The 24,690-nt window shown below is 51.0% G+C and carries 23 protein-coding genes; 20 read left to right on the top strand and 3 right to left on the bottom strand.

Annotation, left to right across the window (positions count from 1 at the left end; genetic code table 11):
• Positions 1 to 73: 73 nt before the first annotated feature.
• Positions 74 to 871 carry a type I methionyl aminopeptidase gene (gene map / locus Q4491_RS15565; protein WP_192017571.1) on the bottom strand — a complete coding sequence of 266 codons (798 nt, stop codon included), beginning with the start codon at positions 869 to 871 and terminating at the stop codon, positions 74 to 76.
• A 326-nt stretch (positions 872 to 1,197) separates the two neighbouring features.
• On the opposite strand from map, the gene rpsB reads away from it, so the two are divergent.
• The 20 genes from rpsB (at position 1,198) to Q4491_RS15465 (ending at position 24,182) form a co-directional block, all read left to right on the top strand.
• Positions 1,198 to 1,926, top strand: a complete 729-nt coding sequence (gene rpsB, locus Q4491_RS15560; protein ID WP_192017572.1) for a 30S ribosomal protein S2 — start codon at positions 1,198 to 1,200, stop codon at positions 1,924 to 1,926.
• Positions 1,927 to 2,040: 114 nt separating this feature from the next.
• A complete protein-coding gene (tsf, locus tag Q4491_RS15555) occupies positions 2,041 to 2,886 on the top strand; it encodes a translation elongation factor Ts (RefSeq protein ID WP_192017573.1) in 846 nt (281 codons plus the stop codon).
• 91 nt (positions 2,887 to 2,977) lie between these two features.
• Complete coding sequence (gene pyrH, locus Q4491_RS15550) at positions 2,978 to 3,709, top strand: UMP kinase (RefSeq protein ID WP_027251665.1); 732 nt, start codon at positions 2,978 to 2,980, stop codon at positions 3,707 to 3,709.
• A gap of 67 nt (positions 3,710 to 3,776) precedes the next feature.
• Positions 3,777 to 4,334, top strand: a complete 558-nt coding sequence (frr, locus tag Q4491_RS15545) for a ribosome recycling factor (protein WP_192017574.1) — start codon at positions 3,777 to 3,779, stop codon at positions 4,332 to 4,334.
• 87 nt (positions 4,335 to 4,421) lie between these two features.
• The gene (locus Q4491_RS15540) at positions 4,422 to 5,189 is read left to right on the top strand and encodes an isoprenyl transferase (protein WP_192017575.1); all 768 of its coding nucleotides are present in this window, start codon (positions 4,422 to 4,424) and stop codon (positions 5,187 to 5,189) included.
• 130 nt (positions 5,190 to 5,319) lie between these two features.
• Positions 5,320 to 6,168, top strand: a complete 849-nt coding sequence (locus Q4491_RS15535) for a phosphatidate cytidylyltransferase (protein WP_237796166.1) — start codon at positions 5,320 to 5,322, stop codon at positions 6,166 to 6,168.
• A 149-nt stretch (positions 6,169 to 6,317) separates the two neighbouring features.
• Complete coding sequence (gene ispC / locus Q4491_RS15530) at positions 6,318 to 7,514, top strand: 1-deoxy-D-xylulose-5-phosphate reductoisomerase (RefSeq protein WP_192017577.1); 1,197 nt, start codon at positions 6,318 to 6,320, stop codon at positions 7,512 to 7,514.
• Complete coding sequence (gene rseP / locus Q4491_RS15525; RefSeq protein WP_303458663.1) at positions 7,511 to 8,866, top strand: sigma E protease regulator RseP; 1,356 nt, start codon at positions 7,511 to 7,513, stop codon at positions 8,864 to 8,866. Before ispC ends, rseP begins: the two co-directional genes overlap by 4 nt.
• A 36-nt stretch (positions 8,867 to 8,902) precedes the next feature.
• Positions 8,903 to 11,320 (top strand): outer membrane protein assembly factor BamA, encoded by a 2,418-nt coding sequence (gene bamA, locus Q4491_RS15520; RefSeq protein ID WP_192017579.1) that lies wholly within the window; start codon positions 8,903 to 8,905, stop codon positions 11,318 to 11,320.
• A 19-nt stretch (positions 11,321 to 11,339) separates the two neighbouring features.
• On the top strand, positions 11,340 to 11,849 hold the full coding sequence (locus Q4491_RS15515) for an OmpH family outer membrane protein (protein ID WP_192017580.1): 510 nt from the start codon (positions 11,340 to 11,342) through the stop codon (positions 11,847 to 11,849).
• A 207-nt stretch (positions 11,850 to 12,056) separates the two neighbouring features.
• Entirely contained in the window at positions 12,057 to 13,085 is a 1,029-nt protein-coding gene (gene lpxD / locus Q4491_RS15510; protein ID WP_192017581.1) for a UDP-3-O-(3-hydroxymyristoyl)glucosamine N-acyltransferase, read from the top strand.
• Positions 13,086 to 13,188: 103 nt separating this feature from the next.
• Complete coding sequence (fabZ, locus tag Q4491_RS15505) at positions 13,189 to 13,644, top strand: 3-hydroxyacyl-ACP dehydratase FabZ (protein WP_027251674.1); 456 nt, start codon at positions 13,189 to 13,191, stop codon at positions 13,642 to 13,644.
• Positions 13,641 to 14,429 (top strand): acyl-ACP--UDP-N-acetylglucosamine O-acyltransferase, encoded by a 789-nt coding sequence (gene lpxA / locus Q4491_RS15500; RefSeq protein ID WP_192017582.1) that lies wholly within the window; start codon positions 13,641 to 13,643, stop codon positions 14,427 to 14,429. The genes fabZ and lpxA overlap by 4 nt, the downstream gene beginning before the upstream one ends.
• Before the next feature lies 1 nt (position 14,430).
• Complete coding sequence (gene lpxB, locus Q4491_RS15495; protein ID WP_303458657.1) at positions 14,431 to 15,591, top strand: lipid-A-disaccharide synthase; 1,161 nt, start codon at positions 14,431 to 14,433, stop codon at positions 15,589 to 15,591.
• Positions 15,592 to 15,604: 13 nt separating this feature from the next.
• Positions 15,605 to 16,222: a ribonuclease HII gene (gene rnhB / locus Q4491_RS15490; protein ID WP_303458655.1), complete on the top strand. Its 618-nt coding sequence runs from the start codon at positions 15,605 to 15,607 to the stop codon at positions 16,220 to 16,222.
• Between the two features lie 85 nt (positions 16,223 to 16,307).
• Positions 16,308 to 19,787 (top strand): DNA polymerase III subunit alpha, encoded by a 3,480-nt coding sequence (gene dnaE / locus Q4491_RS15485; protein WP_303458653.1) that lies wholly within the window; start codon positions 16,308 to 16,310, stop codon positions 19,785 to 19,787.
• 56 nt (positions 19,788 to 19,843) lie between these two features.
• The gene (gene accA / locus Q4491_RS15480) at positions 19,844 to 20,803 is read left to right on the top strand and encodes an acetyl-CoA carboxylase carboxyl transferase subunit alpha (RefSeq protein ID WP_192017586.1); all 960 of its coding nucleotides are present in this window, start codon (positions 19,844 to 19,846) and stop codon (positions 20,801 to 20,803) included.
• A gap of 165 nt (positions 20,804 to 20,968) precedes the next feature.
• On the top strand, positions 20,969 to 22,279 hold the full coding sequence (tilS, locus tag Q4491_RS15475) for a tRNA lysidine(34) synthetase TilS (RefSeq protein ID WP_303458710.1): 1,311 nt from the start codon (positions 20,969 to 20,971) through the stop codon (positions 22,277 to 22,279).
• A gap of 70 nt (positions 22,280 to 22,349) precedes the next feature.
• The gene (locus Q4491_RS15470; RefSeq protein ID WP_192017588.1) at positions 22,350 to 22,658 is read left to right on the top strand and encodes a cytochrome c; all 309 of its coding nucleotides are present in this window, start codon (positions 22,350 to 22,352) and stop codon (positions 22,656 to 22,658) included.
• A 174-nt stretch (positions 22,659 to 22,832) separates the two neighbouring features.
• Positions 22,833 to 24,182, top strand: coding sequence for a sodium-dependent transporter (locus Q4491_RS15465; protein WP_303458649.1), 1,350 nt, complete (start codon positions 22,833 to 22,835; stop codon positions 24,180 to 24,182).
• A gap of 72 nt (positions 24,183 to 24,254) precedes the next feature.
• Here Q4491_RS15465 and Q4491_RS15460 read toward each other — a convergent pair whose 3' ends face one another.
• Both Q4491_RS15460 and Q4491_RS15455 read right to left on the bottom strand, forming a co-directional pair.
• Positions 24,255 to 24,443, bottom strand: coding sequence for a DUF4250 domain-containing protein (locus tag Q4491_RS15460; RefSeq protein ID WP_192017590.1), 189 nt, complete (start codon positions 24,441 to 24,443; stop codon positions 24,255 to 24,257).
• Positions 24,440 to 24,649: a YaeP family protein gene (locus tag Q4491_RS15455; RefSeq protein WP_192017591.1), complete on the bottom strand. Its 210-nt coding sequence runs from the start codon at positions 24,647 to 24,649 to the stop codon at positions 24,440 to 24,442. Before Q4491_RS15455 ends, Q4491_RS15460 begins: the two co-directional genes overlap by 4 nt.
• Positions 24,650 to 24,690: the final 41 nt, after the last annotated feature.

Genomic DNA, 24,690 nt, shown 5'->3' with positions numbered 1-24,690 from the left:
TTACAGCAACAAAAAAGCCAGCAATGTGCTGGCTTTGAGTCAATGGTCAGTAATCGTCGAACTGACCTGCGGATCAGGCGTTTTTCATCACCCGTGGCAGGCTTTCTTCTTTACGCAGGGTCAGGATTTCACAGCCGCTATCGGTGACCAGCAGCGTGTGTTCCCATTGCGCCGATTTCTTGCCGTCGACAGTGTAAACCGTCCAGCCGTCTTCATCATCGAGAAGGCAGCCGAACTTACCGGCATTGATCATTGGCTCGATGGTGAAACACATACCCGCTTTCAGTACAGTGCGGTCGGCGTTTTTGTAATGGACCACTTGCGGCTCTTCATGGAATTCATCGCCGATGCCGTGGCCACAGTAGTCTCTGACAATGGTGAAGCGGCTGTTACCGTTTTTCACAAACTTCTGGATTGTGGTGCCAATCTCGCCCAGCTTGGTGCCCGGCTTCACTTTTTTAATGGCCTGGTAAAGGCTTTCCTGCGCGACACGGCACAGGCGTTTGTCTTCCAGTGAGACCTCGCCTACTTCAAACATTTTAGAGGTATCGCCGTGGTAGCCATCTTTGATTACCGTGATATCAATGTTGATGATATCGCCATCTTGCAATACATCTTGTTCGCTGGGAATGCCGTGGCATACCACATGGTTGATTGAGGTACAGATGGATTTAGGGAAACCGTGATAGTTCAGCGGAGCCGGGATCGCACCCTGGGTTTCGGTGATGTACTCATGACAGATCCGGTTCAGTTCTTCAGTGGATACGCCAGGTTTTACATACGGCTCAATCATTTCCAGTACGTCGGCAGCCAACTGGCCGGCAACGCGCATCTTTTCAATTTCTTCAGCCGTCTTGATCTTAATGCTCATGCAAACTTCTCTGCTCTGTCAGTCTCTATACTTTATATGGTATCAGCGAGAGCGGAGGATGAAAACTGACTTTGGTCTGCACAGAAGATTTTGACTGGATTTTTGCGGTCTAAATATGGTATAAAGCGCGCCGTAATTTGGCATATTGTGCGTTGACGAAAGTCAGTGCGGCAGGTCAGATTGCGAAAACATTATTTTATTTAATCACTCACACATATCGACACGTGCTCCGGGGTGCCCAAGGCTTATGAGTAAGTCGACCTTAAAAGGTCAAGGGTCGGTAGCATGGGATATGTGGACGCCTAACCCCAATTGAGGAATATTCAATGGCAACTGTATCAATGCGCGACATGCTGAAGGCTGGTGTACACTTTGGTCACCAAACCCGTTACTGGAACCCTAAGATGAAGCCATTCATCTTCGGTGCTCGTAACCGTGTACACATCATCAACCTTGAAAAAACTGTACCAATGTTCAACGAAGCGCTGGCAGAAATCAACAAGATCGCTGCTCGCAAAGGTAAAATCCTGTTCGTTGGTACTAAGCGTGCTGCAAGCGAATCTATCAAAGACGCGGCCAACAGCTGTGATCAGTACTACGTGAACAACCGTTGGTTGGGCGGTATGCTGACTAACTGGAAAACTGTTCGTCAGTCAATCAAACGTCTGAAAGATCTGGAGACTCAGTCTACCGATGGTACTTTCGACAAGCTGACTAAGAAAGAAGCGCTGATGCGTACTCGTGAAATGGAAAAACTGGAGAAATCTCTGGGCGGTATCAAGAACATGGGCGGTCTGCCAGACGCTATGTTCGTTATCGATGCTGATCACGAGCACATTGCTATCAAAGAAGCGAACAACCTGGGTATCCCAGTATTCTCTATCGTAGATACTAACTCTAACCCAGACGGCGTAGATTACGTTATCCCAGGTAACGATGACGCAATCCGTGCTATCCAGCTGTACACAGGTGCTGTTGCAACTACTGTTACTGAAGCTCGTAACCAGGACATCGTTGTTCAGGCTGAGCAAGACGGTTTCGTAGAAGCTGAGTAATCAGTCGCTCCTTTGAGCATCTTAAGTTACCTTGTGTAAACTAAGTATGGTTAACAGGGGCCGTTTACAGGCCCCTGATTTTTACACCAAGATTTGAAAACTGAGGATATAACAATGGCAACAGTTACAGCTGCCCTGGTTAAAGAACTGCGTGAGCGTACTGGCGCAGGTATGATGGAATGTAAAAAAGCACTGGTTGAAGCAAATGCTGATATCGAGCTGGCCATCGAGAACATGCGTAAGAGCGGCGCTGCAAAAGCGGCTAAGAAAGCAGGTAACATCGCTGCTGAAGGTTCTATCATCATCAAGAACAACGACAGCCTGGCTGCTCTGGTAGAAGTGAACTGCCAGACTGACTTCGTTGCTAAAGACGGCAACTTCCTGGCTTTCGCCAACGAAGTCGCTGATGCTGCACTGGCTGGCAAAACTGACATCGCTGAACTGCAAGCTCAGTTCGAAGAGAAGCGTATTGCTCTGGTTGCTAAAATTGGTGAGAACATCTCTATCCGTCGTGTTGCTTACATCGAAGGTGAGAAAGTGGCTTCTTACCGTCACGGCGACCGTATCGGTGTTGTTGTTGCTGGTAACGGCGAAGACGAAACCCTGAAGCACATTGCAATGCACGTTGCAGCTTCACGCCCAGAGTACGTGAACCCAGAAGACGTACCAGCTGACGTTGTTGCTAAAGAACGTGAAGTTCAGGTTGAAATCGCCATGAACGAAGGCAAGCCTCAGGAAATCGCTGAGAAGATGGTTGAAGGCCGCATGAAGAAGTTCACTGGCGAAGTCTCTCTGACTGGTCAGCCTTTCATCATGGAGCCTAAGAAATCTGTCGGTGACGTACTGAAAGAAAACGGCGCTTCTGTTTCTACCTTTATTCGCCTGGAAGTAGGTGAAGGTATTGAGAAAGCAGAAGGCCTGAGCTTCGCTGAAGAAGTTGCTCTGGCGCAGAAAGGTTAATCTTTCGCAAATTGCTTATAGAAGACCGTGGCCAAGGCTGCGGTCTTTTTACAACTCCATATCTCTATAGTAAGCCTGGAAGGTACAATAAATGACCACGAATCCTAAACCGACTTATCAACGGATCCTGCTGAAACTGAGTGGCGAAGCGCTGCAGGGCGACGAAGGTTTTGGTATTGATGCACATGTGCTTGACCGCATGGCTCAGGAAATTAAAGAACTGGTAGAACTGGGCGTACAGGTGGGTCTGGTTATCGGTGGTGGTAATCTGTTCCGTGGTGCAGGTCTGGCTGCTGCGGGTATGAACCGAGTTGTGGGCGATCACATGGGTATGCTGGCGACAGTGATGAATGGCCTTGCCATGCGTGACGCGCTGCACCGTGCCTATGTGAACGCGAAAGTAATGTCAGCTATTCCGCTGAATGGTGTCTGTGACAGCTATAACTGGGCAGAAGCTATCAGCCAGCTTCGCCAGGGCCGGGTTGTTATTTTCTCTGCCGGTACAGGTAATCCTTTCTTTACGACAGATTCAGCGGCATGTCTGCGTGGTATTGAAATTGAAGCTGATGTTGTGCTGAAAGCCACAAAAGTGGACGGTGTTTACAGCGACGATCCAGTTAAAAACCCAGAAGCTGTTCTTTATGATAAGCTAGGTTATCAGGATGTTCTGGAACAAGAGCTGAAAGTCATGGATCTCGCCGCCTTCACATTGGCTCGTGACCACGGTATGCCGATTCGTGTGTTCAACATGAATAAACCTGGCGCACTGCGCAAAGTGGTGATGGGTGAGCCGGAAGGTACCTTGATCGCTCACAGCGAGTAAGGGCGTAATATATTGATAGGGTAGGAAAACAGCTTCCTGCTAAGACCGACTATTCAAGGGTACAAACGTGATTAACGATATTAAAACTGATGCGCAAACGCGCATGGAAAAAAGTGTTGAAGCACTGAAATCTCAGCTGGCAAAAGTGCGTACTGGTCGTGCACATCCAAGTTTGCTAGATGGTATTCAGGTTGACTACTACGGCTCCAACACACCGCTGCGTCAAGTAGCTAACGTCATCGCTGAAGATGCCCGTACCCTGGCCATTACGGTATTCGACAAGGAACTGACGCCTAAAATTGAAAAGGCGATCATGATGTCGGATCTGGGCCTTAACCCATCCTCTGCAGGTACGGTTATCCGGGTTCCACTGCCAGCATTGACGGAAGAGCGTCGTAAAGACCTGGTGAAGGTTGTTCGTGCTGAAGCAGAACAAGGCCGTGTTGCCATTCGTAATATCCGTCGTGATGCCAACGCAGAAGTGAAGGCACTGCTGAAAGATAAAGAAATTTCAGAAGACGATGATCGTCGTGCTCAGGATGACATTCAGAAGCTGACTGATGCTGCCGTGAAGAAAATTGATACCATTTTGGAAGCGAAAGAAAAAGAGTTGATGGAAGTATAAGGTTCTCCTTACTTATTATTGACTCTGGCTTGATAAGCTCTAAAGCGCTGTGCGTGCAGCACGGCGCTTTTTTGTTGAGGGAAAAGTATGACAGAGCATACAAGCAGCACTGAATGGTACACCCAGAACCTGCCCAAGCACGTGGCTATCATTATGGATGGTAACGGACGCTGGGCGAAGGCGAAGGGTAAAGCGCGGGTGTTTGGCCATAAAGCCGGTGTAGAAGCCGTACGTAAAACTGTCTCTGCTGCGAGCCGTATTGGTATCCAGGTAGTGACTCTGTTTGCATTCAGCAGTGAAAACTGGCGCCGTCCGGAAGATGAAGTGTCTTTATTGATGGAACTCTTTCTGACCGTTCTTGGCCGGGAAGTGAAGCGTCTGCATAAAAATAACATCCGTCTTAAAATTATTGGCGACACCAGCCGCTTCAGTCAGCGTCTTCAGGACAAAATCACGGCAGCCGAAACTTTAACCGCTGGCAACACCGGCATGGTTCTCAACGTGGCGGCGAATTATGGCGGACAATGGGATATTCTTCAGGCTACTCAGGCTCTCGCCCGGGAAGTGGCCGAGCAGGGGCTGACCCCGGATGATATCACTGAAGACATGCTGGCTGCTCGCTTATCCACCAGTGGCTTGCCTGATGTCGATCTTCTTATTCGTACCAGTGGCGAATGCCGGATCAGCAACTTTATGCTGTGGCAGACCGCCTATGCCGAGTTGTATTTCACACCGCAACTCTGGCCTGATTTTGATGAAAATACCTTAGCCGATGCCATTGCCTGGTTTATGGATCGGGAGCGTCGTTTTGGTTGTACGGGTGAACAAATAAAAAAGTTACTGAAAGCTCAGTAACACCAAGATGGTAGCGCGGAAAATGGAACCCCGCTGCCATTCTGAAAACAAGCTCGTGGCTTGTTGGATTGCTGCCAAGCAAGATATTGCTGAGAAGCGACAACGATAAATAATAACGAGAGGAACAAGCTTGCTTAAGCAACGAATTTTGACTGCATTGGTTCTGGCACCATTGGTGGTAGCCGGCATCTTCCTGCTACCTTTTTCGGGTTTTATGTTGGCTATCGCAGGTATCACCCTGGTTGGCTTCTGGGAATGGACCCAGTTTGTAAATACCCGTTCACGCCTGCTGGCGATGGTACCCCCTGTTTTAGTCTTACTGGCGTCATTTCTGGCTCTCCCTGCAGATGCCATCGAATTGGGTAATTTACAATTTCCTCATCACATCATGTTAGCTGCAGGTGGCGTCTGGTGGTTGTTTGCCTGCTTGCTGGTCGTGACTTATCCGAACCAATCTGGCTTCTGGGTTGGTTCAACCACGCTTCGCTACCTTTTTGGCTTACTGACTTTGATTCCCTTTTTCTGGGGCGTCGTCATGTTACGTGCTGTTAACTATGCCGAAGCCCCCTATCTGGGTGCCAAACTGGTTATGTTGGTGTGTTTACTGGTCTGGGCGGCAGACAGCGGTGCTTATTTCGCGGGTAAACGTTTTGGCCGCCATAAAATGGCCCCCAGAGTCAGCCCGAATAAAACACTTGAAGGGCTTGCCGGTGGTGTGGTGCTGGCAGTGGTCGTCGCGTGGGCAACCGCTGAACTGTTTGGCATAACCTTTAATAACAGCGGTGCACTGTTAGTGACAGTGGTGCTGACTGTGATTGCCTCTGTATTTGGTGATCTGGCAGAGAGTATGCTCAAGCGTGTTTCCGGAATTAAAGACAGTGGACAGATCTTACCTGGTCACGGTGGTATTCTGGACCGGATAGACAGCCTGACGGCGGCACTGCCCGTTTTTGCATTGCTCTATCTCTGGCTTATCTGAGACCTGATTCGGGGGGAAGCGGGTAACCACTTCCCCCATTTTGATTTTGATACCCTTGATAGTGTGTTGACCCCCTGTTTACACACTAACTGGAAATGGACGGTAGGATTATGGCTGTGAACAGCCAGAATTCATAAAGTAGTGAAGGTATGCGTAAGTTAACCATTCTTGGAGCAACGGGGTCGGTAGGCACCAGTACACTGGCCGTAGCGGCAAACAATCCTGACCACTTTGAGGTGGTCGCGCTGGCGGCTGGGACAGACAGCCGTAAAATGTTTGAACTGTGCTGTCAGTGGAAGCCCAAGTTTGCAGCTATGGCCTGCGAGCAGGCCGCACGTGAACTGTCTGAGCAGTTGAAAGCTCACGGTGTTGCCACTCAGGTGCTGACCGGTGTTGCTGGCATGTGCGAAATTGCCGCGCTGGATGAAGTGGATACCGTAATGGCCGCCATAGTGGGGGCAGCAGGGTTGATGCCGACTATGTCTGCGGTTAAAGCCGGGAAGCGAGTGCTGCTGGCTAATAAAGAAGCCCTGGTGATGTCTGGCCAGATGTTTATTGATGCCGTTGCGAAGTATGACGCAGAATTATTACCGGTGGACAGTGAACATAATGCTATTTATCAGTGTCTACCCTTAGGTGTTCAAAAGCAGACCGGGCGCTGTGATCTGTCTGCAGCTGGGATCAGTAAGATTTTGCTGACCGGCTCTGGTGGTCCGTTTCGCTATACCGATCCACGGGATCTGGAGACTGTGACACCGGAAATGGCCATTGCGCATCCAAACTGGTCGATGGGACCGAAGATTTCCGTTGACTCGGCCACTATGATGAATAAAGGGCTGGAGTACATAGAAGCCCGCTGGTTGTTTAATGCGTCCAGGGAGCAACTGGAGGTGCTGATTCATCCCCAGTCGGTGATTCACTCTATGGTACAGTACAAAGATGGTTCAGTGATTGCGCAGATGGGTTTGCCGGATATGCAGACGCCAATCGCTTTTGCCATGGCCTATCCTGAAAGGGTGGATGCCGGCGTTAAGCCGCTTGATTTTACCCAGGCGGGAGAACTGACATTTATGGCGCCGGATATGTCGCGTTATCCGTGTCTGCAGCTTGCGATAGATGCGTGCTACAGTGGACAGGCAGCAACAACGTCGCTCAATGCTGCCAATGAGGTGGCGGTGGCAGAGTTTCTGGCCGGTGGAATACGTTTTACCGATATCGCGCGAGTGAACCAGCAAGTGCTGGAGCGGATTAACCTGACAGAGCCGCGGAGTCTGGAGTGTGTGATGGCGTTGGATGCTGATGCACGACAGCTTGCGCAGCAAGTGATTCAGAAGGTAGCTAAATGATGGGAATTTTGTGGAATTTGGGCGCCTTTCTCGTTGCGCTGGGCATTTTAATTGCGGTGCATGAATTCGGACACTTCTGGGTTGCACGCCGTTGCGGCGTGTATGTCGAGCGTTTTTCCATTGGTTTTGGCAAACCCCTATGGCGCCGGGTTGATAAGCAAGGCACCGAATACATACTGGCAATGATCCCACTCGGCGGCTATGTCAAAATGCTGGATGAGCGGGTTGACACTGTACCGGCTGAACGTCGCCATCAGGCTTTCAATAACAAGTCATTGTGGCAAAGAAGCGCCATTGTGGCGGCTGGCCCTCTTGCTAACTTTGCTTTTGCTATCTTTGCCTATTGGGTTGTGTACCTGATTGGTGTCCCTGCGGTTAAGCCGGTGATCGGAGAGGTTGCGCCGCAGTCAATAGCTGCCCAGGCCGGTATTGAAAGCGGCATGGAACTTAAGTCAGTTTCCGGTATCCAAACTCCGGATTGGGAGTCCGTCAATATGGCCATGATAAGCCATATTGGTGATGATGAGATGACGCTGACAGCCGTGCCGTCGGAAGAGTCTTATGAAAAGACATTCAATCTGGATTTGCGCAACTGGTCTTTTGACCCGGAAAGTGAGCGTATACTGACGACTCTGGGTCTCACCCCGTTTTCACCGCCGATCACGCTGGAAATTGGTCAGTTGGTGGATAACGGAGCGGCCAAAAAAGCTGGCTTCGAAATAGGGGATACGATTGTCGCTATCGATAAGCAGCCGATTACTCAATGGCTGCAGGTGGTTGATGCGGTTCGTTCCAGCCCGGATCAAACGCTGACAGTTCAGTTGCGCCGTGGCGACGAGCTGGTAGAAGCCTCCTTGACGCCCATTAGCAAAAAGTTGCCGAGCGGTGAGTGGGTTGGATATGCTGGCTTCGCACCTGTGATGTCAGAGTGGCCAGCAGATCAGCGCTTTGTTCGCCAGTATGGACCGATTGAGGCCATTGGTGAAGCGACCGGGAAAACCTGGCAACTGGTGACACTGACCTTTGATATGGTAACCAAACTGGTGACCGGGGATGTGGCACTGAAGAATTTAAGCGGCCCGATTTCTATCGCCAAAGGTGCGGGAACAACGGCTGATTATGGCATAGTGTACTTTTTGGGTTTCCTGGCTTTAATTAGCGTTAACCTGGGTATAGTGAACCTGTTGCCGCTGCCTGTGCTGGATGGTGGGCATTTACTCTTTTTTGCAATTGAAGCTGTGACACGACGTCCTGTTTCAGAGCGTATACAGGATCTTGGCTACCGTCTTGGATCTGTGATTTTAGTCGTTTTGATGGCTGTAGCGCTCATAAATGATTTTACCCGCCTTTAATAAGTGCGTTTTTAGCAAGGAATAATCAGAACAGTAATGGCGATGAAGAAACTGTTAGTCGCATCCCTCTTGCTTGGCAGCAGTGTGGTACATGCGGAACAATTTGTGGTGGATGATATCCGCTTTGAGGGATTACAGCGTGTAGCCTTGGGTGCTGCATTGCTGAAAACGCCTGTCAGAATTGGTGATTCGGTCGATGAACGTGACGTCGCGGATATGATCCAGGCCTTGTTTGCTTCAGGCAATTTTGAAGATATTCAGGTTTTTCGTGACGGCAATGCTCTGGTGGTGAAAGTCATTGAGCGTCCGACCATTGCCAGCATTACGTTTTCTGGCAACAAGGCAATCAAAGACGAGCAGCTCCAGGAAAACCTCAACGCGTCTAAAATCAGCGTGGGTGAAGCACTGGATCGCACAACTCTGAGTAAGATTGAAAAGGGCCTGGAAGATTTCTACTACAGTGTGGGCAAGTACAACGCCAGTGTTAAGGCCGTTGTGACCCCATTGCCACGAAATCGTGCTGACCTGAAATTTGTCTTTACCGAAGGGGTATCGGCGAAAATTCAGCAAATTAATTTCATTGGTAATAACGTGTTTACCGATGAAGATCTGCGCGACAAATTCAATCTGCAGGCCGATGTACCCTGGTGGAACTTCCTGGCCGATGAAAAGTATCAGAAACAGGTGTTGGCTGGTGATCTGGAAACCCTGCGTTCTCAGTACCTCAACAACGGTTATCTGAAATACAAGCTTGAATCGACCCATGTGTCTATCTCCCCTGATAAGAAAGGGGTATACATCACCCTGAATATCAATGAAGGCCAGCAGTATACTGTCAAGGGCGTCAAATTCCGCGGAAACCTGGTTGGCGCGCAGGGCGAACTGGCCGGGCTGGTCACCTTTAAAGAGGGTGATATTTACAACGGTGCGAAAGTCACAGGGTTGGAAGAATCGATCAAACGCCGGCTTGGCGAGTTGGGTTATGCCTACCCGCAGGTGAATACCATTCCAGAGTTTGATGATACCAATCAGCAGGTGTCCCTGCTGGTGAACGTTGAGCCAGGCAAGCGTATTTACGTGCGTAATATTGCTTTCTCTGGCAATACATCAACTCAGGACGAAGTGTTGCGCCGCGAAATGCGCCAGATGGAAGGCAGCTGGCTCAACTCTAAGTCAATTGAACGCGGTAAAGAACGTCTGAACCGTACCGGTTTCTTTGAATCGGTTGATGTACAGACAGTGCGTGTTCCGGGTACCGAAGATCAGGTCGATGTTCAGTACAAGGTGAAAGAAGCCAACGCTGGTAACATCAACTTTGGTGTCGGTTATGGTACTGAATCCGGAGTTTCTTTCCAGGCTGGTATCCAGCAGGACAACTTCCTGGGAACCGGTAACCGTTTCGGCATCAGTGCCATGATGAATGACTACCAGAAAAACGTGAGCGTTGAGTACCGCGACCCGTATTTCACGCTGGATGGTATCAGCCTGGGCGGCAAAGTGTACTACAACGAGTTTGAAGCCTCTGACGCTAACATTTCTGACTATACCAACCAGAGCTACGGTACCAGTCTGACCTGGGGTTTTCCGTATGATGAACTGAATTTCTTTGAATTTGGTCTGGGCTATGACCACAACAAGATCTCGAATACGGAAGAGTATTATCAGATCGAAAAATTCAAACAAATTCATGATTTTGATCAAGCGAATACTTCCATTGAGCTGGATGACTTTGACTGGTCGGTTTCCTGGACCCGCAATAACCTGAACCGTGGCTTCTTCCCGACAGCAGGTAACCATCAGCGTGCTACCTTCCGCATGACAGTACCGGGTTCAGATGCCCAGTATTTTAAAGCGCAGTATGATGTCCGTCAGTACTTCCCGTTAACTCAGGAACAGGACTTTACCCTGTTGCTTCGCGGACGGCTGGGCTATGGTAATGGTTACGGCACAACGGATAATGGCAGTGATCAGCTATTGCCGTTTTATGAAAACTTCTATGCGGGTGGCTTCTCTACCCTGCGTGGGTTCCGTTCCAATACTGTGGGTCCGAAAGCTGTCTATGTTGGCGGCTGTGATAGCGGTGGTAGCATAGGTGGCAATAACAGCTGTGCGACAGGTTCTGACGATGCTGCGGGCGGTAATGCTGTCGCACTGGCCAGTGTTGAGCTGATCGTCCCGACTCCGTTTGCTTCTGAAGAGGCGAGGAATCAGATCCGTACCAGCCTGTTTATTGATGCCGGTAACGTGTGGGACACAGAATACGATTTGAGCGGACAGGACGGTGATTTTCTGTATGACTATTCAGATCCTTTCCTGATCCGTGCTTCATATGGTGCGGCTCTGCAGTGGATGTCACCAATGGGACCTCTGGTCTTTTCGGTAGCGAGGCCACTTAAGAAATACGATGGCGATGACGAAGAATTCTTCACATTTACCATCGGACGCACATTCTAACCCTTTAAGGAGAGAGCATTTGAAACAGTGGATTAAAGCAGCCGGTCTTAGCCTGGTCGTTCTTTCATCATCTATGTATACCCAGGCAGCGGCAGCGGCTGAGAAGGTAGGCTACGTTGCCACGGCTCAAGCCATGGCGCAACTGGCACAGCGTTACAACTTGCAGGATAAGCTGCGTAACGAGTTCCAGGGACGGGTAACAGAATTGCGCTCGCTGGAAACCAATATCAAATCTAAGCTGGAAAAGCTCAAGCGTGATGGTCAGCTGATGAGTGCCAGCGACAAGTCTAAACTGCAAAACGAGTTGCAGACGCTGGATGGCCAGTTCAAGCAAAAAGCGCGTGCTCTGCAGGAAGATCAGGCGCGTCGTGCGTCGGAAGAGCAGCAAAAGCTGGCCATGAAACTGCGTACAGCGATTCAGGATGTGGCTAAGCGCGAAGGCTACGATATGGTTGTTGATGGTCAGGCAATCCTGTTTGCTAACCCTAAAGATGATCTGTCTGCGAAAGTGATGTCAGCGGTGAAATAAGCTGCGCTTGTTTCACTGAGTGCTAGCGAGAGAGTACACCGGGAGGGAATCAAGGTCCGTCTGGTGTATTCCTCTTAGTATCCAAAATGACATTATTATGTGAACATTGTTCAAATTGTGGGCGTTTCTGCGTTATCCCTTTGCATTGTCTCTTACTCCGCAGATAATAAGGCGCAGTACGTACAAAACGAAATATTAAGGTAAATAATGGCTGCATTGACGCTTGCTGCATTAGCAGAAAAATTAGGTGCGGAGCTGCGTGGTGACGCAGCGGCCGAAGTCACAGCAATTGCAGGGTTGGGCCAGGCAGGCTCCGGCCAGATCACTTTCCTTTCCAGCAGTAAATACCGTCAGCACCTGCAAGCGTGCAAGGCGACAGCGGTGATGTTGACACCGGCTGATGCTGAATATTTCGACGGAAATGCACTGATCGTTAAAGACCCTTATCTGGCCTACGCCAAAGTGGCTCAGTGGCTCGATTCCACACCAGCCAGCGCGGTAGATATTGCGCCATCAGCGTATATTGCCCCTGACGCCGTTCTGGGTGAGGGCGTTGCCGTTGGCCATAATGCCGTGATCGAATCCGGTGTGGTGCTGGGTGATCATGTTCAGGTTGGTCCCGGCTGCTTTGTCGGTAAAGGTGCGCGCCTTGGCAGTCGCACTAAGCTATGGGCCAATGTCAGTATTTATCACAATGTTGTGCTGGGTGACGATTGCCTGGTTCAGTCGGGGACAGTGATTGGCTCTGATGGCTTTGGTTATGCGAACGATAAAGGCCAGTGGCAAAAAATTCCTCAATTGGGCACGGTGCGTATTGGTAACAGAGTAGAGATCGGAGCTTGTACCACTATTGATCGTGGTGCGCTTGAGGATACCCTGATCGCTGATGGTGTTATCATTGATAACCAGTGTCAGATTGCCCATAACGTTTCCATTGGTGAAAATACTGCGATTGCAGGTGCTACGGTTATGGCTGGCAGCCTGAAAGTCGGTAAACATTGTTTTATTGGCGGAGCCAGTGTGTTCAATGGCCATATGGAAATTACCGATGGCGTGACTGTGACAGGTATGGCAATGGTCATGAGACCTATTACTGAGCCTGGCGTGTATTCATCCGGTATCCCACTACAAACTAACCGGGAATGGCGTAAAACGGCGGCACGTGTTCTGAAAATTGAAGAAATGAATAAGCGATTGAAATCTGTAGAGAAAAAACTCGAAAAAGATAGTCAGTAGTTTTTCGTTCTCATTTTGCCGTTTCGGGCCTGCGTCACTTACCGCGTAGGCCGCTTACGTTTTTGTCCGGCGCTTTATTAACTTTTTAGACAGGAATGCAGTTTTGACTAGCGAAAACAAAACGCTGAATATCACCGAGATCCAAGCTCTTCTTCCGCACCGTTATCCTTTTCTGATGGTTGATCGTGTTGTTAACTACGAAGAAGGCAAAACACTGACAGCGATTAAAAACGTTTCCGTCAATGAGCCGCAATTTACCGGCCACTTCCCGAAAATGCCTGTTTTTCCTGGTGTACTGATTCTTGAAGCCATGGCACAGGCCACTGGCTTGCTGGCGTTTAAAACCTTTGGTGCGCCGGCAGAAAATGAACTGTACTACTTTGCCAGTATTGATAATGCGAAATTCCGTAAACCCGTTGGCCCTGGTGACCAGCTGGTAATTGAAGTGGAATTCCTGAAAGAGCGCCGCGGTATTGCCATGTTTAATGGCATTGCGAAAGTGGACGGCGATGTTGTGTGTTCTGCTGAGTTGAAATGCGCGAGACGAGAGTTTTCATGATTCACGAAACAGCACAAATTCACCCATCAGCGGTGATTGAAGACGGTGTGATAATCGGAGCCAATGTTACCGTTGGCCCTTTTACCTACATTGGCAAAGATGTCGAAATTGGCGACGGTAACGAGATCATGTCACACGTTGTGATCAAAGGCCCGACCACGATTGGCAAGGATAATCGCATTTTTCCTTATGCAATTGTCGGTGAAGAGTGCCAGGACAAGAAATACAACGGTGAACCGACGCGCCTGGAAATTGGTGATCGCAATGTGATCCGCGAAAGCGTACAGATCCATCGCGGCACGGTACAGGATAAAGGCGTGACTATTGTTGGCGATGACAACCTGCTGTGTGTCAATGCCCACGTTGCTCACGACGTCGTGATTGGTAATCACACCCATATTGGTAACAACTCAATTCTGGGTGGCCATGTGGTGGTAGGCGATTACGCCGGCGTGATGGCACTGTCAGCCATCCACCCATTCTGTAATGTGGGTGCGTACAGTTATGTCGGTGGCTGTTCTGCCGTGGTGCAGGATGTGCCGCCTTATGTACTGGCTCAGGGTAACCATGCCACACCGTTTGGACTGAACATTGTGGGTTTGCAGCGTAATGGCTTTGAAAAGCCTGAAATTCATGCCTTGCGCCGTGCCTATAAAGAGATTTACCGCTCGGGTAAAACGCAGGCCGAGGTGAAGCCGGTACTGGAAGAGATGGTGAAAGACTGGCCGTCGGTTGGCCTGTTGCTGGATGCTCTGAACAATACCGAACGCGGAATTATTCGCTGATATGAGCAAGCCTCTTCGAATTGGAATTGTCGCCGGGGAGATCTCCGGCGATATTTTAGGGGCCGGCTTTATTGAAGCGGTCAAAGCGCGCTATCCGGATGCCGAGTTTGTTGGCGTTGCAGGACCGCGCATGCAGGCGCTGGGCTGCGAAGCTCTGTTTGATATGGAAGAGCTGGCGGTCATGGGGATCGTCGAGGTTGTCGGTCGGCTGCCTCGTCTGTTTCACATTAAAGCCGAGCTGGTTAAGTATTTTTCAGCCAATCCGCCGGATGTGTTCGTGGGCATTGATGCGCCTGACTTTAATCTGCGTTTGGAAAAAGACCTGAAATGTCAGGGTATTAAAACCGTTCATTATGTCAGCCCGTCGGTCTGGGCCTGGCGGCAGAAGCGGATCTTCAAAATTGAAGCCGCGACCAATCTGGTTTTGGCCTTCCTGCCCTTTGAAAAAGCCTTTTACGATAAATTTAACGTTCCGTGTGAATTCATCGGTCATACCATGGCGGATGCCATTCCATTAGAGACAGACAAAGCCGCTGCCCGGCAAAAACTGGGACTGAACAGCGATAAACGCTGGCTGGCCGTGTTACCTGGCAGCCGTGGCGGTGAAATGGGTCTGCTGGCAGAGCCGTTTATTCAGGCTTGCCAGTTGCTGAAAGCGAAACAGCCAGAGCTGGGTTTTGTGGTGGCGCTGGTGAACCAGAAACGCCGGGAACAGTTTGAACAGGCGTGGAAGGCGACAGCGCCCGAACTGGATTTTGTTCTGGTTGATGATACCGCGCGCGATGTCATGACGGCGTCAGATGCGGTGTTACTGGCTTCCGGTACCGTAGCGCTGGAATGTATGTTGGTTAAGCGTCCAATGGTGGTGGGCTATAAAGTCAAACCGCTGACAGCCTGGTTAGCCAAACGCATGCTCAAGACCAAATATGTGTCATTACCCAATATTCTGGCGGACAAAGAACTGGTGCCTGAATTATTGCAGCAAGAGTGTGTGCCAGAGAAACTGGCCGCGGCAGTTGAGCAAAGCCTGACAGCCGACAACCAGCCGCTGATGGCCGAATTTACCCGGCTGCACCAGCTTATCCGGTGTGATGCGGATAAGCAGGCTGCCGAAGCCGTGCTGACCTTAATCGGTAAGTCATCTAGCAGTGGCCGGTGTTAATTTACCGGACAGAGTGAAACACATTATGCAATACGAACCCTTTGTATACCCGGATGCCCGATTGATTGCGGGTGTGGATGAGGTTGGCCGTGGGCCGCTGGTCGGTGCTGTTGTGACAGCCGCTGTCATACTCGATCCGGCCAATCCTATAGTCGGGCTTGCTGACTCGAAAAAGCTGAGTGAGAAAAAGCGGCTGGCGCTGTTTGACGACATTCAGGAAAAAGCACTGAGCTGGTCTTTGGGCCGCTGTGAGCCGGAAGAAATTGACGAGCTGAATATCCTGCAGGCTACTATGGTCGCGATGCAGCGAGCGGTTGCTGGCCTGTCTGTACAGCCCGATTATGTCTTGATCGACGGCAACCGTGTGCCATCGTTACCTGTGTCGGCCCAGGCCGTGGTGAAAGGTGATATGCGGGTAGCAGAAATCAGTGCTGCCTCGATTCTGGCCAAAGTGACCCGCGACAGAGAAATGCAAGTCCTGGATGCGCAGTACCCTGCTTACGGGTTTGCCCAGCACAAAGGTTACCCGACCAAAGCACACTTTGCGGCGTTGGAAAAACATGGCGTGATTGAGCAGCACCGTAAGAGTTTTAAGCCAGTTCGAGAGCGAATTGCGCAAAATTTGAAGTAATGGCTTTCGGGCACTTGCGTTGACGAAAAATCATTTTAGACTCAACCCCTGTTTGTGTCTTAACCGCTGAATTGACGACATCATCATGGCTGAACCACGCTTTATACACCTGCGCATCCACAGTGACTTTTCCATGGTCGACGGCCTGAGTAAGGTCCCGCCTCTGGTCAAGAAAGTGGCAGAGCTGGGCATGCCCGCAATGGCCCTGACAGATTTCACTAACCTGTGCGGCCTGGTGAAATTCTATTTCGCAGCCCATGGCGCGGGGGTGAAGCCTATTATCGGTGCGGATTTCAAAGTGCGCAGCGATGAGAATGGCGATGAGCTGTCTGATCTCACTGTCCTGGCGGCAGACAATGACGGTTATAAAAACCTGACTTTGCTGATATCCCGTGCCTATCAGCGCGGGCATGTGCAACACATGCCTGTGATTGACCGCGACTGGCTGGTTGAGCAGAAGCAGGGGTTGATCCTGTTGTCTGGCGGTAAAACCGGAGATGTCGGACAGGCCTTGCTCAAAGGCAACCAGGCGGCGGCAGAGCGCTGTGTGGCCTTTTATCAGCAACACTTTCCCGGCAATTATTATCTGGAACTGGTCCGTACCGGCCGGCCGGATGAAGAAGCGTACCTGCATTTTGCCATTGAACTGGCCGCGCAGGCAGACTTGCCTGTGGTGGCAACCAACGATGTGCGTTTTATCAACCCGGATCAGTTCGATGCTCATGAAATCCGCGTCTGTATCCATGATGGTTATACCCTGGTCGATCCCCGACGTCCCAAACATTACAGTGCTCAGCAATATCTGCGCAGTGAAGAAGAAATGTGCAAGCTATTTGCTGATATTCCGGAAGCCCTGGAAAACTCAGTAGAAATTGCCAAGCGCTGTAATGTAACGGTCCGGTTAGGTGAATATTTCCTGCCAAACTTTCCGACCGGTGACATGACGACGGAAGATTTCCTGGTCTTGAAGTCTAAAGAAGGTTTGGAGCGACGTCTGGAATTCTTATTCCCGGATGAAGAAGTGCGCAAAAACCGTCGCCCTGAATACGACGAACGTCTGGATATTGAACTGGAAGTGATCAACCAGATGGGTTTTCCCGGCTACTTCCTGATCGTCATGGAATTTATCCAGTGGTCGAAGGAGAACGGTGTGCCCGTTGGCCCGGGGCGGGGCTCGGGTGCAGGATCCCTGGTCGCTTATGCGCTGGATATCACGGATCTCGATCCGCTGGCCTTTGACCTGCTGTTCGAACGCTTTCTGAACCCGGAACGGGTATCCATGCCTGATTTTGATATCGATTTCTGTATGGATAAGCGGGATCAGGTGATAGATCACGTGGCCGAAATGTACGGCCGGGATGCGGTATCCCAGATCATCACTTTTGGCACCATGGCGGCTAAAGCCGTTATCCGGGATGTGGGCCGGGTACTGGGCCACCCTTATGGCTTTGTCGATCGCATTTCCAAGATGATTCCGGCAGAACCGGGCATGACACTGGCAAAAGCTTTTGAGGCCGAGCCGCAGCTGGGTGAAGTGTACGAAGCCGATGAAGAAGTCAAAGATCTGATCGACATGTGCCGGGTGCTGGAAGGGGTAACCCGAAACGCCGGTAAACACGCCGGAGGGGTGGTCATATCGCCGACCACAATTACAGATTTTGCCCCGCTGTATTGTGACGCTGAAGGCCATCATCCGGTCACACAGTTTGATAAGAACGATGTAGAAACAGCGGGGCTGGTGAAGTTCGACTTCCTGGGCTTGCGTACGCTGACCATTATTGACTGGGCACTGGGCATGATTAACCCGCGCCTGGAAGCTCAGGGCAAGCCGCCGGTCAATATTACGGCTATCCCGATGGCGGATCAGAAATCGTTCGCCATGCTGCAACGCTCAGAATCCACCGCGGTGTTCCAGCTTGAATCGCGCGGCATGAAAGATTTGATCAAGCGCCTGCAGCCGGACTGTTTTGAAGACATGATCGCACTGGTGGCCCTGTTCCGTCCTGGCCCGCTGCAATCAGGCATGGTGGATAACTTCATCGACCGTAAGCATGGTCGTGAAGAAATCTCTTATCCCGATGCCACTTATCAGCACGAGTCGCTGAAAGAGATTCTGGAGCCGACATACGGCATTATTCTGTACCAGGAACAGGTCATGCAAATTGCCCAGGTCCTGGCCGGTTACAGCCTGGGCGGTGCTGACTTGCTGCGCCGTGCTATGGGTAAGAAAAAACCGGAAGAAATGGCGAAACAGCGAGCCACGTTTGAAAGCGGCGCCGTGAATAACGGGGTCGACGGCGAGCTGGCGATGAAGATCTTCGATCTGGTAGAGAAATTCGCAGGTTACGGCTTCAACAAATCGCACTCGGCCGCCTATGCCCTGGTGTCTTACCAGACTCTGTGGCTGAAGGCGCATTATCCGGCTGAGTTTATGGCTGCGGTAATGACCGCCGACATGGATAATACCGATAAAGTGGTCGGCCTGGTGGAAGAATGCCAGCGCATGAATCTGCAAATACTGCCGCCGGATGTTAACAAGGGGCTTTACCGCTTCACCGTTGATGATGAGGGCGCCATTGTCTATGGCATAGGCGCTATTAAAGGGGTAGGTGAAGGCCCGATCGAGAATATTATTGCGGCACGGGAAAAAGGCGGCCATTTTAAGGACTTATTTGATTTCTGTGCCAGAATAGACACCAAGAAGGTCAATAAACGCGTTCTGGAGCGGTTGATCAAAGCCGGTGCGATGGATCGTCTCGGACCTAACCGCGCGGCGATGATGGCAACATTGGACGACGCGCTGAAAGCCGCTGGCCAGCACCATCAGGCCGAGGCATTTGGTCAGGCGGATATGTTCGGCGTGCTGACAGCAGCGCCGGAAGAAGTGGAAAAAGCGTACGCCAATATTCCGGAATGGCCAGAAAAAATCTGGCTGGAAGGCGAGCGGGACACGCTCGGCTTGTACCTGACCGGCCACCCGATCAACAGTTATGTGCGTGAGCTTAAGCACTATGTCACCTGGCGCCTGAAAGATGCCCATCCGACAGGGCGTGATAAGGTAGTGACGATTGCCGGACTGGTTATCGCCGCCCGGGTTATGACAACCAAGCGCGGTACCCGGATTGGAGTGCTGACATTGGATGACAGATCGGGGCGCATGGAAGTTATGCTGTTTTCCGATGCTTTGGATCGATATCTCGATCTGATTGAAAAAGACCGGATTTTGGTCGTTTCCGGACAGGTCAGCTTTGATGATTTCAATGGTGGCCTTAAAATGTCTGCACGTGAAGTCCTTGATATTTCTGACGCTAGAGAAAAGCACCTGCGGGGTCTTGCTATCTCGCTGACTGAAGGGCAGATTGATCACACATTTTTTGAGCGTTTCAGCAAAGCGCTGGAGCCGCATCGGGCAGGTACTGTCCCGGTGAATATTTATTATCAGCGTTCGAATGCACGCGCTAAACTTACCCTTGGCACAGAGTGGCGGATAACGCCAAGTGATGATTTAATCACTGATCTCAAAGTGTTACTGGGCGAGCAGCAAGTCGAATTTGAGTTTAATTAATGAGTCCGATACCTGTCAGACAGGTTGCTAATAATGGACAAAGGATTACAAGTGGTATGAGCCTGAACTTCCTTGATTTTGAACAACCCATTGCCGAGCTAGAAGCCAAAATTGAAGCACTGCGCGATGTATCGCACCGTGATAAATCGGCTTCGGTTGATCTGGACAAAGAAATTGCACAGCTTGAACAAAAAAGCCTGGAACTGACCAAAAAGATTTTTGGCGATCTGGGCGCCTGGCAGGTCGCACAACTGGCCCGTCACCCGCAGCGTCCGTATACGCTGGATTATATCGAGCATATCTTTACTGAATTCGATCCGCTGGCCGGTGATCGTGCATTTGCCGACGATAAAGCCCTGATCGGCGGTATCGCCCGTCTGGATGGCCGTCCGGTTATGGTGATTGGCCATCAGAAAGGCCGAGAGACCCGTGAAAAAGTATTGCGTAACTTCGGTATGCCTAAACCTGAAGGCTACCGTAAGGCATTGCGCCTGATGAAAATGGCTGAGCGTTTCCGCATGCCGATCATCACTTTTATAGACACAGCAGGCGCGTACCCTGGTGTGGGTGCCGAGGAACGCGGTCAGTCTGAAGCCATCGCTATGAACTTGAAAGTCATGGCCGGTTTGAGCGTACCTGTGATTTGTAACGTGGTCGGTGAAGGCGGCTCTGGCGGCGCACTGGCAATCGGTGTCGGTGATTGCGTGAATATGCTGCAATACTCGACTTATTCAGTGATCTCCCCGGAAGGCTGCGCGTCGATTCTGTGGCGTGATTCTGATAAAGCCCCTCAGGCTGCAGAAGCTATGGGTATGACAGCCAATCGTCTGAAAGAGCTGGGTCTGATTGATAACATCATTGAAGAGCCTCTCGGTGGCGCGCACCGTGACGTGCCTGTGATGGCTTCGCGGATCAAGCAGCAACTGCTTAATACACTGAACGATCTGGAAGGCCTGGATGATGACAGCCTGCGGGAGCGTCGTTATCAGCGTTTGCTGAGTTACGGCTACTGCTGATAAGCACTTCCGGATACAGATCAACGGGTCGCCACAGGCGGCCCGTTTTGCTATCTGTTGCGCGTCGTTGTTGCGCACGGGCCCAAAGCAGCACTAACACCTGGCACTGCACTGATATAAGATAGCCTTATTGCCACAGATCACAGAGCAGAATTGCTGACATTTATGTTGTTTACTCATTTCTCTGACACCCTCTTGCGCCTTTGCCCGCAGCCATCACAGCTTGTTCTTGCGCTCAGCGGCGGACTGGATTCCCGTGTTTTACTGCATCTTTTGAGTCGGTTTGTACAAAAGTATCCGCATTATCAGTCGATTGCTGTGCATGTGCATCACGGCTTAAGCCCGAATGCGGATCGCTGGTTAGCACAGTGCGCAGCCTGGGCGAAGAAAGATGGGGTGACCTTTCACTGGGAACGAGTCAGTGTGCCGTCGGGTAACCGTATCAGTCTGGAACAGGCCGCGAGAGAAGCTCGCTATGACGCACTGGCGGGGTATGTTCAGTCTCAGGAGTACCTGCTGACCGCGCAGCATGCCGACGATCAGCTGGAAACTGTCTTGCTGGCGTTAAAGCGCGGCAGTGGCCCTGCCGGTCTGGCTGCAATGCCCGAGGTCAAACCCTTTGCCAATGGCTTACACCTACGCCCTTTGCTTGATGTCAGCCGCGCCGAGTTACAAGCCTATGCCAATGAGCATCATTTGGACTGGGTGGACGATGAGAGCAATCAGGACAGGCGTTTTGACCGTAATTTTTTGCGGCTGGACATTGTGCCGGCACTGACATCACGCTGGCCGGGATTACGGCAGGCTGTAGCACGAAGCGCCGCATTGTGCGGCGAGCAGCAGTCATTGCTGGAATCCTTACTGACAGACAAACTTCATCAGATGAGTGCGCCAGACGGCAGCATAGATCTGAGCACAGTGACGGACGAGAAACAGGGCAGAGCGCTGGTGCGTCTCTGGTTGCAGCACCAGAACCTGTCTGTTCCCTCTAAAGCGCAACTGGAACAAATCTGGCAGGCGGTCTGCCTGGCTCGTGAAGACGCTAACCCTTGTGTGTCGTTGAGCGGATACGATATACGCCGCTTTCAGTCTCGTTTATATGCGGTCCGGCCCCGGCAGGATGTGACGGAATGGCGCCGGGAGATCACCCCGGATATCCCTTGTCCGCTACCGGCTTCGCTGGGCGTTATTACACTCAGCAGTCTGTCTGGCGGACATCTGCGCAGCCCTGAGCCGGGTGAGCGGGTGTGGGTTGCTTTTGACCCCAGTGGTCTGCAGGCACAACCACTGGGGCGTGCAGGCAGCCGCAAGCTGAAAAAGCTGTTTCAAGAGTATGGGGTGCCCAGCTGGCGTCGGCGCCAGACACCCTTACTGTTTTATGGTGACAAACTGGCCGCGGTGGCGGGCTTATTTGTGGTCGAAGGCTTTGAAGGCAATGAATGCGAGTTAGTCTGGAAGTGTGATCACCTACACTGACACCGGGGTCAGGAATGTAGATAGTCAATCAGTGTTTGAATGTCGATATAAGTAAAATAATGAGGATCTTATGAAAAAAGCAATGACGCTGACACTGGCTGCGGCACTATTTTCACTTCCTGTTATGGCTGCAGGTGATGCCGAGGCCGGTAAGGGAAAGGCCGCTATTTGTGCCGCCTGCCACGGTGCTGATGGTAAGACTTTGATTCCGGGCTATCCCAACCTGAATGGCCAGAATGAGCAGTATCTGGTTTATGCCCTGAAAGCTTACAAGAATAAAGAACGAAATGGTGGTAACGCCATGTTGATGCAGGCGCAGGCTGCAATGCTGAGTGATACAGATATTGATAATCTGGCGGCTTACTTCTCGCAAATGTAGTAACGGCCACCCGTATCCGCCCGGCGGGGCTGGGCGGATAAACTCCCTTCATTCTCTTCGCGATTAAACAATCTTCTGGTTGCTGTAATATTGACCAGTTGGATTCACTGGCATTGATAAAATCCACCAATAAATATATTGTACTAGTTCACTGATACGGTAGGGTTGTAAAGCATGGCAGGAACACGCGAACATTTTGGCTCACGGATAGGCTTTATCCTCGCGGCTGCAGGAGCAGCGGTAGGGTTGGGTAACATCTGGGGGTTCCCCACTCAAGCGGCCAGTAATGGTGGCGGCGCTTTCCTGCTGGTTTATCTCCTGATGATTCTGGTGGTGGCTTTTCCTATGTTGATCGTTGAAATGGCGATTGGTCGTTATGGTCAGGCTAACCCGGTAGACAGTATGCGAAGCCTGAGCGATAACCCGACAGCAAAGCGTGCGGGTGCGTTGGTGGGCTGGGTTGGCCTGATGGTTCCTTGTCTGGTGCTGGCATTTTACAGCATAGTGGCTGGCTGGCTGGTAACCTTTCTGCTGGCGGCTGTTACCGATATTCTGGGAATGGCAGATGTCACCGCCTGGCTGAAAGGTTTTTCTGTCTCTCGAAACCTGTTTGGTGCGGCTATCTTTTATTTGCTGACCATTTTGATCGTACAAAGCGGGGTGAAGCAGGGAATTGAAAAATGGTCTACCCGCTTGATGCCGGCGCTGTTTGTGCTTTTCCTGCTGATGTTTGTCTACATCATGACTCAGGATGGGGCAATGGAAGGCCTGAAGCATTATCTGATTCCTGATTTCAGTAAGGTACTGGAACCTAAGCTATTGTTGGCAGCAATGGGACAGGGCTTTTTCTCCCTGACGATCGGCGGTTGCTCAATGCTGATTTACGGCTCTTACCTGAGCAAAAAAGAGAGCCTGCCTAAAATGGCGCTGAGCGTCACCCTGGTTGATACGGCGGTGGCCTTTATCGCCGGTCTGGTGGTGCTGCCCGCGATGTTTGTTGCCATGCAGAAAGGGGTGGCGATATACGCTGAAGACGGTTCGTTGCTGGGATCGGATACCCTGGTATTTACCGTACTGCCGCTGCTGTTTGACAGCCTGGGCTTTGCCGGTCAGCTGATTGCACTGGTGTTTTTTGTCTTGATGACCATTGCGGCGCTGACGTCTTCGATTTCAATGCTGGAGTGCCCGGTGGCTTTGGTCAGTGAGCGCTTTGAAACGGACCGTAAAGCGACAAGCTGGGTTTTGGGCGGGGTTATTGCCGTATTCAGTGCGGTGATTATCTTTAACTTTGGCCAGCTGTTTGGCCTGGTGGCGACCATAGCCACCCAGTATTTCCAGCCCGTAGCGGCCTTGTTGTTCACTGTGTTTGGTGGTTGGGTATGGTCTCGTCACCGTAAACTGAAAGAGCTGAGCGAAGGTAGCCCGGAACTGGAGAAGTCGCTGTTCTGGAAAATCTGGCCTGTGTATCTGAAGTTTGTTTGCCCTGTGCTGGTCATCGCGGTCTTGGTGTCTTCTTTCAGCTAACTCAATCGCTTTAGAACATCACGCAACATAAAAAAACGGAAAGCCTGGCTTTCCGTTTTTTGTGTGCGGTATTTAGCGAAATTGTCTGGCGTCGGGTAAATAGTCAAATCCGGCAGTAGCAAGCCTGGCGATCAGTTTATCTTTGTCAATCTCGTAATAGCGGACCAGAGCGTCCAGATCGCCAAACTCATCGCGTATCTTCATATTGACGATGCTCATCAGCATGACAGGATCCATGGTGTCGAAGGTTTTCAGATTCATTCTGCGTCCTCGTGATCACTGATCAATAAATTTGCAGCGGCAAAGGCTGCTTGATCTCGGATGGACTGCGGCACCTCAGAGCTGGCCGCGACATTATTTAAAGCACGTACGGCGCAGGCAATCGCGGCAGGGATATAGCCCTGATCTCCACTGCCAATCTGGCTGTAACTCTGACGGACAAGCTCGCAGCAGTCAGCGACTTTCATAGTGTCTCCTGATTATGGTCACGAAAGATGAGTCAGAGCTT

The organism is Photobacterium sp. 2_MG-2023 (genome assembly GCF_030547675.1).
Taxonomy (GTDB): Bacteria; Pseudomonadota; Gammaproteobacteria; order Enterobacterales; family Vibrionaceae; genus Photobacterium; species Photobacterium arenosum.
Note: the sequence above shows the minus strand (reverse complement) of the source record. Positions and strands in the feature narration are given on the sequence as shown.

Bases quoted from the DNA above. Each gene is read 5' to 3' on its own strand.
- Q4491_RS15540 (WP_192017575.1), top strand. From the start codon at position 4,422: ATGACAGAGCATACAAGCAGCACTGAATGGTACACCCAGAACCTGCCC.
- Q4491_RS15465 (WP_303458649.1), top strand. From the start codon at position 22,833: ATGGCAGGAACACGCGAACATTTTGGCTCACGGATAGGCTTTATCCTC.
- pyrH (WP_027251665.1), top strand. From the start codon at position 2,978: ATGACCACGAATCCTAAACCGACTTATCAACGGATCCTGCTGAAACTG.
- bamA (WP_192017579.1), top strand. From the start codon at position 8,903: ATGGCGATGAAGAAACTGTTAGTCGCATCCCTCTTGCTTGGCAGCAGT.
- Q4491_RS15460 (WP_192017590.1), bottom strand. From the start codon at position 24,443: ATGAATCTGAAAACCTTCGACACCATGGATCCTGTCATGCTGATGAGC.
- rpsB (WP_192017572.1), top strand. From the start codon at position 1,198: ATGGCAACTGTATCAATGCGCGACATGCTGAAGGCTGGTGTACACTTT.
- map (WP_192017571.1), bottom strand. From the start codon at position 871: ATGAGCATTAAGATCAAGACGGCTGAAGAAATTGAAAAGATGCGCGTT.
- rseP (WP_303458663.1), top strand. From the start codon at position 7,511: ATGATGGGAATTTTGTGGAATTTGGGCGCCTTTCTCGTTGCGCTGGGC.
- tsf (WP_192017573.1), top strand. From the start codon at position 2,041: ATGGCAACAGTTACAGCTGCCCTGGTTAAAGAACTGCGTGAGCGTACT.
- lpxB (WP_303458657.1), top strand. From the start codon at position 14,431: ATGAGCAAGCCTCTTCGAATTGGAATTGTCGCCGGGGAGATCTCCGGC.
- dnaE (WP_303458653.1), top strand. From the start codon at position 16,308: ATGGCTGAACCACGCTTTATACACCTGCGCATCCACAGTGACTTTTCC.
- Q4491_RS15455 (WP_192017591.1), bottom strand. From the start codon at position 24,649: ATGAAAGTCGCTGACTGCTGCGAGCTTGTCCGTCAGAGTTACAGCCAG.
- Q4491_RS15470 (WP_192017588.1), top strand. From the start codon at position 22,350: ATGAAAAAAGCAATGACGCTGACACTGGCTGCGGCACTATTTTCACTT.
- lpxA (WP_192017582.1), top strand. From the start codon at position 13,641: ATGATTCACGAAACAGCACAAATTCACCCATCAGCGGTGATTGAAGAC.
- tilS (WP_303458710.1), top strand. From the start codon at position 20,969: ATGTTGTTTACTCATTTCTCTGACACCCTCTTGCGCCTTTGCCCGCAG.
- accA (WP_192017586.1), top strand. From the start codon at position 19,844: ATGAGCCTGAACTTCCTTGATTTTGAACAACCCATTGCCGAGCTAGAA.
- ispC (WP_192017577.1), top strand. From the start codon at position 6,318: ATGCGTAAGTTAACCATTCTTGGAGCAACGGGGTCGGTAGGCACCAGT.
- lpxD (WP_192017581.1), top strand. From the start codon at position 12,057: ATGGCTGCATTGACGCTTGCTGCATTAGCAGAAAAATTAGGTGCGGAG.